Origin of the sequence: Staphylococcus massiliensis CCUG 55927 (assembly GCF_000298075.1) — a bacterium.
GTDB classification, from domain to species: Bacteria; Bacillota; Bacilli; order Staphylococcales; family Staphylococcaceae; genus Staphylococcus; species Staphylococcus massiliensis.
In genome coordinates this window covers 595,673-603,307 of record NZ_JH815593.1, presented here as the reverse complement: position 1 = coordinate 603,307, position 7,635 = coordinate 595,673, and the positions used below count along the sequence as shown (strand labels likewise).

6 protein-coding genes are annotated in these 7,635 nt (G+C 36.7%); all 6 read left to right on the top strand.

Annotated elements, in window-relative coordinates:
- Positions 1–1,467 (top strand): DNA mismatch repair endonuclease MutL (mutL, locus tag A33S_RS11555; RefSeq protein WP_017176557.1); only part of this gene is annotated, 1,467 nt, incomplete at its 5' end.
- A 15-nt stretch (positions 1,468–1,482) separates the two neighbouring features.
- Entirely contained in the window at positions 1,483–2,016 is a 534-nt protein-coding gene (locus tag A33S_RS0103275) for a glycerol-3-phosphate responsive antiterminator (protein WP_009381793.1), read from the top strand.
- Positions 2,017–2,361: 345 nt separating this feature from the next.
- Positions 2,362–3,213, top strand: a complete 852-nt coding sequence (locus A33S_RS0103270; RefSeq protein WP_009381794.1) for an aminoglycoside 6-adenylyltransferase — start codon at positions 2,362–2,364, stop codon at positions 3,211–3,213.
- A 172-nt stretch (positions 3,214–3,385) separates the two neighbouring features.
- Complete coding sequence (locus A33S_RS0103265; protein WP_009381795.1) at positions 3,386–4,204, top strand: MIP/aquaporin family protein; 819 nt, start codon at positions 3,386–3,388, stop codon at positions 4,202–4,204.
- Between the two features lie 75 nt (positions 4,205–4,279).
- On the top strand, positions 4,280–5,782 hold the full coding sequence (gene glpK, locus A33S_RS0103260) for a glycerol kinase GlpK (RefSeq protein ID WP_017176556.1): 1,503 nt from the start codon (positions 4,280–4,282) through the stop codon (positions 5,780–5,782).
- Between the two features lie 123 nt (positions 5,783–5,905).
- The gene (locus A33S_RS0103255; RefSeq protein WP_009381797.1) at positions 5,906–7,561 is read left to right on the top strand and encodes a glycerol-3-phosphate dehydrogenase/oxidase; all 1,656 of its coding nucleotides are present in this window, start codon (positions 5,906–5,908) and stop codon (positions 7,559–7,561) included.
- Positions 7,562–7,635: the final 74 nt, after the last annotated feature.

Sequence of the window (7,635 nt, the reverse complement as noted above, 5' to 3'; positions counted from 1 at the left end):
GTTACAGATATCGTAAACCGCATGGCTATGAGTCATCCGCATATTCGCTTTTCACTAAAAAGTGACGATAAATTAGTGATGAAAACGAATGGTTCAGGGCGTACGAATGAAGTTATGGCTGAAATATATGGTATGAAAGTGGCGAAAAACCTTGTGCATATCAGTGGTGATACGAGTGATTATCACATTGAAGGATTTGTCGCGAAACCTGAACATTCAAGAAGTAATAAGCACTACATTTCAATCTTTATTAATGGTCGTTATATTAAGAACTTCTTACTTAATAAGGCCATTTTAGAAGGCTATCATACATTGTTAACGATAGGGCGTAATCCAATATGCTATATTAATATTGAAATGGATCCTATCTTAGTTGACGTAAATGTGCATCCAACTAAACTTGAGGTTCGCTTGTCAAAAGAAGATCAGCTGTATGATTTGATTGTTCAGAAAATCCGTGAAGCTTTTAAGGACAAGGTGCTTATCCCTCATAACGATATCAGTTCGCAACCTAAAAAGTCGAAAGTGTTATCGACTTTTGAACAGCAAAAAATGGCGTTTGACCAAAAACAAGCTGAGAAAAATGACACTAACGGTGACAATCAGGAAGTTGAACATACACAGGATGGTTTAGATAAGCCCAAGAATACTACGACCCTATCGGATAATGATTTAAATTTTGAAACGACCGAAGATGATGAATTTACGTTGTTATCATGTAATGAGGAAGATGAAGATACTGGTTTTGAGTTACCGCCATCAAAACAACATTCTGAATCACTGTCACATTTAGAAGGTTTAGAAGTCGAAGATGAATCCGCTTTTAATTATGAGACTAAAACGTATGATGAAATTAAGGATGTAGTGAAGGAAGATACTTCTAAACGCGTACCTTATATGGAAGTTGTTGGACAGGTACATGGTACGTATATCATTGCGCAAAATGATGAAGGTATGTTTATGATCGACCAACATGCCGCGCAAGAACGTATTAAATATGAGTACTTTAGAGATAAAATCGGGGAAGTTAAAAATGAGAATCAAAATTTACTGATACCCCTTACGTTTAACTTTTCAAAGGATGAAATGATGATTATTGAACAATATCGTCAATCTCTAGAAGAGGTCGGCGTCTTTCTCGAACACTTCGGGTCTAATTCTTATATTGTGAGTAGTTACCCGGTCTGGTTCCCTAAAGATGAGGTTGAGGATATTATCAAAGATATGATTGATTACGTTATTGCACATAAGAAAGTAGATATTAAAAAGATTCGCGAAGAAGCAGCGATTATGATGAGTTGTAAGAAATCGATTAAGGCGAATCATTATCTTAAAAATAGCGAGATGCATGATTTAATCAATCAATTACGTGAAATGGAGGATCCATTTACGTGTCCGCATGGGCGCCCGATTATTATTAACTTTACGAACTACGAACTTGAACGTTTATTTAAACGAATAATGTAATAAAGAAGGTAAATTGTGAACGAAAAATTACTACCAGCGATTCGTACGATGAAAGATTTAGAAAAACTTATCGCAACGGATCATAAAACATGTGTTTTGTTAGATACGCATATTGGACATTTGAAAAGTATCTTAGAATTATTGAAAAAGCATCAAATTGAGTATTATATTCATATTGATTTAATCAAAGGGTTAAGTGTTGATGAGTTCTCATGTGAATACATTATTCAACAATATAAGCCTAAAGGTATAATTTCGACGAAATCAAAAGTAATTAAAAAAGCTAAAGCGTTGAAAACCACAACGATTTTACGCGTGTTTATTATCGATAGCCACGCACTTGATCGTAGTATTGCTTTAATCAAGCATGTTGAACCAGACTTCGTGGAAGTATTACCAGGCGTTGCGAATAAGGTGATTAGACGTATAAATGAAGAAACGAATACGCACGTGATAGCGGGCGGTTTAATTGATACGGAAGAAGAAGTTGAAGCGGCTGTAAAAGCTGGCGCAACGTATATCACATCAAGCAATAGAACAATTTGGTAAAAGCGATAGGTAGAACAGGCTGGGACTTAATACTCCAATTCTCTTAAACAGCATGCTTTCCTGGGGCGTGGCTGGAGCCTGTAGTCTCCAGACTCACGCTACTCCCCTAGGAGTCAGCTGTTTTGAGAATTGAGTGAAATAAAGCTCAAATGCTCTATTTCACGACTTATATTTCAGCTTTTTAATGTAGTAACTAATGGGCTTTTCTCAAGGGGACCTCCATAAAGGCTTACACTTCATTCATTATAAATTTTGTTAAGTAAATGTTAGTTATGTTTGAAGTTTTTAGATTTTAATTGAACGTGTCGGGGTAAAGATGAGTAGAAGATTTTTGGAGGGACAAACATGTCTAGATCTGAAGATGAAATTTATGAAACCGTCATAGATATCGCACAACGTGATGACAATATTCGTGCAGTTATCTTAAATGGTTCAAGAGTAAAGCCAAACTCATTTGATGAAAATAAATTACACGACTTTGATTTTATTTATGTTGTTGAAGATGTGTATGCCTATATCGATGCAGATAGTTGGTATGCGAACTTCGGCGAAATTTTACTCATGCGCTATTCAGAACCGTTTTACCAAAAAAATGACTTTAATACGTTTACATATCATATGCAGTTTAAGGACTTTAATCGTATCGACTTAACACTTACGACGGCTGACCATTTAGATGATTGTATTGATTTAGCTTATAGTAAGGTGCTATTAGATAAAGATGATGCGTTTGAGAATTATTCATACGTAGATACATCATATTATGAGACAAGTTCCTTTTCAGAAGCGGAACTTAAAGTCGCGATAAATGATTTCTATTGGTATTCAACTGTTGTAGTCAAAGGAATTGCGCGAACAGAATTTCCATATGCTGTTCATATTAAAGAACATGAAATGCGTGATGCCTACAAAGTTATCTTAAAAGAGCGTATTTTACTTAATAGTGAAAAGGACGCCATCGATTTCGGTGTTTCTGATAAATATTTATATCACTATCTTGATCGCTTTAACTATGATTCTTACTTGCGTACGTTTGATAACGAAGGTTTACACAACTTAAAGGAAAGTTTACTTTCTATGCTCAATCATTTTAAATTCATGTTGTCTGAAATTGAGCGTCAACGTGAACTAGACCTTGATTATGAGGATTATGAAGACCGTGCCATGAAATTTTTACATTACAACTTATCATATTAAGGTTAACAATTTTAATTATAATTTTATTTCTTAAAGTCTTTGAAAAAATGATTGACAACGCTTACATTACAAGGTACGATTATATCAAGTTAATATCAGTGAAGAGATGGGAGACTTTTGCTTGTATCAATGCGAGTAGGGGTCTCCCTGTCTTTTTTTAGGAGGAAAAGAGATGAGTGTATATTTAGCAGAATTAATCGGAACCGCCATTTTAATTTTATTTGGGGGCGGCGTTGTCGCAAACGTTGTTTTAAAGGCATCTAAAGGTAACGGAGCAGATTGGATTGTTATCTCAGTCGGTTGGGGACTTGCTGTTACGATGGGTGTTTATGCAGTAGGACAAATTTCAGGTGCACATTTAAACCCAGCTGTATCAATCGGTCTTGCTATGGACGGTGCATTACCATGGGCTCAAGTTCCTGGTTACATCTTAGCCCAAATTGCCGGTGGTACAATCGGTGGTATTTTAGTTTGGTTAATGTATTTACCACATTGGAAAGCAACTGAAGACAAAGGTGCAAAGTTAGCAGTATTCTCAACTGACCCAGCTTTAACGAACTATTTTGCGAACATGATAAGTGAAATCATTGGTACTGCAGCATTAGTTTCAGGTTTAATGTATATAGGGGTTAATAAATTCTCAGACGGTTTAAACCCACTTGTAGTTGGTGCTTTAATTATAGCTATTGGTTTAAGTTTAGGTGGACCAACAGGTTATGCCATTAACCCAGCACGTGACTTAGGACCAAGAATTGCACATGCTATCTTACCGATTGCAGGAAAGGGCGATTCAAATTGGAAATATGCGATTGTGCCAATCTTAGGGCCAATTGCAGGTGGTATGTTAGGTTCAGCCATTTACCGTATGCTTTTTAAAGGTACGTTTGATGTATTCTCAATTTTAGCGATTGTAGTTGTTATCATTGCTTTAGTAGTTGGTATTTTAATGAATAAGAAATCAGATTCTAGCGAAATCGCTAAGATCAACTAATATTGTATAAAGTACTTTTATAGGGGTATTTTTATATAAAGGCCAGATTAATTTTGGGGTAAAGGAGTTTTTAATATGGAAAAGTTTATTCTTTCAATAGACCAAGGTACAACTAGTTCACGCGCGATCATCTTTAATGAACAAGGTGATATTAAAGGTGTTGCTCAAAGAGAATTTAAACAACATTTTCCTAAATCAGGTTGGGTAGAACATGATGCAAATGAAATTTGGACATCTGTGTTATCGGTTATCGCTTCAGTACTGAATGAAAACCAAATCGATCCTGAACAAATCGCAGGTATTGGTATTACGAACCAACGTGAGACAACAGTCGTTTGGGATAAGCACACAGGTCGCCCAGTTTATCACGCGATTGTATGGCAATCTCGTCAAACGCAAAGTATTTGTAACGAATTAAAAGAACAAGATTTAGAACAAACATTTAGAGATAAAACTGGTTTATTACTTGATCCATACTTCTCAGGAACTAAAGTGAAATGGATTCTTGATAATGTTGACGGTGCACGTGAGAAAGCTGAAAACGGTGATTTATTATTTGGTACAATTGATACTTGGTTAGTTTATCGTTTATCTGGTGGAAAAGCCCATGTCACAGACTACTCAAATGCGAGTCGTACGTTAATGTACAATATCCATGAACTTAAGTGGGATGATGAATTACTTGAACACTTAACTGTACCAAAAAGCATGCTTCCAGAAGTCAAACCTTCTAGTGAAGTGTACGCACATACAGTGGATTACCATTTCTTCGGTCATGAAGTACCAATCGCAGGTATCGCTGGTGACCAACAAGCTGCCTTATTTGGTCAAGCATGTTTCGAACGTGGTGACGTTAAGAATACGTACGGTACTGGTGGCTTCATGTTAATGAATACAGGCGAAGAAGCGGTTAAATCTGAAAGTGGCCTATTAACTACGATCGCCTATGGTATCGATGGAAAGGTTAATTACGCTTTAGAAGGTTCGATCTTCGTATCAGGTTCAGCGATTCAATGGTTACGCGACGGTTTAAGAATGATTAACTCAGCGCCTCAAACTGAAAACTATGCTGAGCGCGTAGATTCTACTGAAGGTGTTTACGTCGTACCTGCATTTGTAGGTCTAGGTACACCGTACTGGGATTCAGATGCACGTGGTGCCATCTTTGGTTTAACACGCGGTACTGAAAAAGAGCATTTTATCCGTGCTACGCTTGAATCATTATGTTACCAAACACGTGACGTTCTTGAAGCTATGGAAAAAGACTCTGGTATTCAAGTTAACAACTTACGCGTTGACGGTGGAGCCGTGAAAAATAACTTTATCATGCAATTCCAATCAGACATCGTAAACATTGATGTTGAACGTCCTGAAATTAATGAAACGACTGCGCTAGGTGCTGCTTACTTAGCGGGTATCGCAGTTGGTTTCTGGAATGGTAAAGATGAAATCAGCGAAAGATGGAAACTTGAACAAAAATTCGAACCTCAAATGGATGAAGAACGTCGTGAAAAGAATTACAAAGGTTGGAAAAAAGCTGTTGAAGCGACACAAGTCTTTAAATTAGACGAAGCATAAATCGCTATGCTATAATGAAGCCAAGTTAATAAGTCAGTCGAGATATGAGAGACGCATTTCGTACAACTTCAAAAAGTGTAGGGGATGGTCTCTCTTTTTTTAATATTTAGGAGGGTTCTTATTATGAGTTTATCAACGATTAAAAGAGGTCAAATCAAACGTCAAATGCAAGAAAATGAATATGATTTAGTCGTAATTGGTGGCGGTATTACAGGTGCAGGTATTGCTTTAGATGCAACGACACGTGGCATGAAAGTAGCTTTAGTTGAAATGCAAGACTTTGCTGAAGGTACAAGCTCACGTTCAACTAAACTTGTTCATGGTGGTTTAAGATATTTAAAACAATTCCAAGTTAACGTCGTTAAAGAAACAGGCCGTGAACGTGCGATCGTTTATGAAAATGGTCCTCACGTAACAACACCTGAATGGATGCTTTTACCAATGCATAAAGGTGGTACATTTGGTCCATTTACAACTTCAATTGGGTTACGCGTATATGACTTTTTAGCTGGCGTTAAAAAATCAGAACGTAAGAAAATGTTAAATAAGGAACAAACATTAGACAAAGAACCTTTAGTTAAACGTGACGGCCTTAAAGGTGGCGGTTACTACGTTGAATATCGTACAGACGATGCGCGTTTAACAATCGAAGTTATGAAAAAAGCAGCTGAAAAAGGTGCACATGTGATTAACTACGCGAAAGCAGCAAACTTCAAATATACTAAGAAAAATAAAGTAAGCGGTGTTGAAGTTATTGACCGTTTAAACAACGAGAAATTTGAAGTTCGCGGTAAGAAAATCGTTAACGCAACAGGCCCTTGGGTAGACGAAGTGAGAGGTCAAGATCACTCTAAAAACAATAAAGAGTTATACCTTACTAAAGGTGTTCACTTAGTAATCGACCAATCTAAATTCCCATTACAACAAGCTGTTTATTTTGATACAGAAAAAGATGGTCGTATGATTTTCGCAATTCCTCGTGCAGGAAAAGCATATGTAGGTACAACAGATACACATTATGTGGAAGATAAAGCATCACCACTTGCTTCTCAAGAAGATAGAGATTATATCCTAGATGCAATCAATTACATGTTCCCTGATGTTAACGTTACAAATGACGACATCGAATCAACTTGGGCTGGTATCCGTCCATTAATCCTAGAAGAAGGTAAAGACCCTTCAGAAATTTCACGTAAAGACGAAGTTTGGGAAAGTAAATCTGGCTTACTAACTATTGCAGGTGGTAAGTTAACAGGTTACCGTCATATGGCTTATGACATCGTGAATTTAGTAGCAAAACGTTTAAAACAACAATACGGCCTTAAATTTAAAGAATGTCAAACGAAGCATTTACCAATCTCTGGTGGTGACGTTGGTGGTAGCCAAAACTTCGACAACTTCGTAGAACAAAAAGTGCGCGAAGCAAAAGCTTACCAAATTGATGAAGACGTAGCGCGTCAATTCGCTTCTCAATATGGTTCAAACGCTGATAAATTATTTGAAATTGCGCAAACAGCACGCATGCAAGGTACAAGTCTTCCATTAGAAGTGTATACTGAACTTGTTTACACAATTCAAAATGAAATGGTCGCAAAACCATCTGACTTCTTCGTACGTCGTACAGGTGCTCTATACTTTAACATTGAATACGTTGAAAAATATAAAGATGCTGTAATCGATGTTATGGCAGATTTACTTGGTTACGATCAAAATACAAAAGCGATGTATACAGACGAATTAGAAAGACACATCTGTAACGCTAAATATAGTATGAACTAATGCATATAGCTTAGTGTTTAAAAGCCCTAAATGGTTTAAACTTTAAATCATTTAGGGCTTTTTTGTATGCGCGA

What these genes read in the sequence shown, in the direction of transcription:
- A33S_RS0103270 (WP_009381794.1), top strand. Translation starts at nt 2,362, where the DNA reads ATGTCTAGATCTGAAGATGAAATTTATGAAACCGTCATAGATATCGCA.
- A33S_RS0103265 (WP_009381795.1), top strand. Translation starts at nt 3,386, where the DNA reads ATGAGTGTATATTTAGCAGAATTAATCGGAACCGCCATTTTAATTTTA.
- glpK (WP_017176556.1), top strand. Translation starts at nt 4,280, where the DNA reads ATGGAAAAGTTTATTCTTTCAATAGACCAAGGTACAACTAGTTCACGC.
- A33S_RS0103255 (WP_009381797.1), top strand. Translation starts at nt 5,906, where the DNA reads ATGAGTTTATCAACGATTAAAAGAGGTCAAATCAAACGTCAAATGCAA.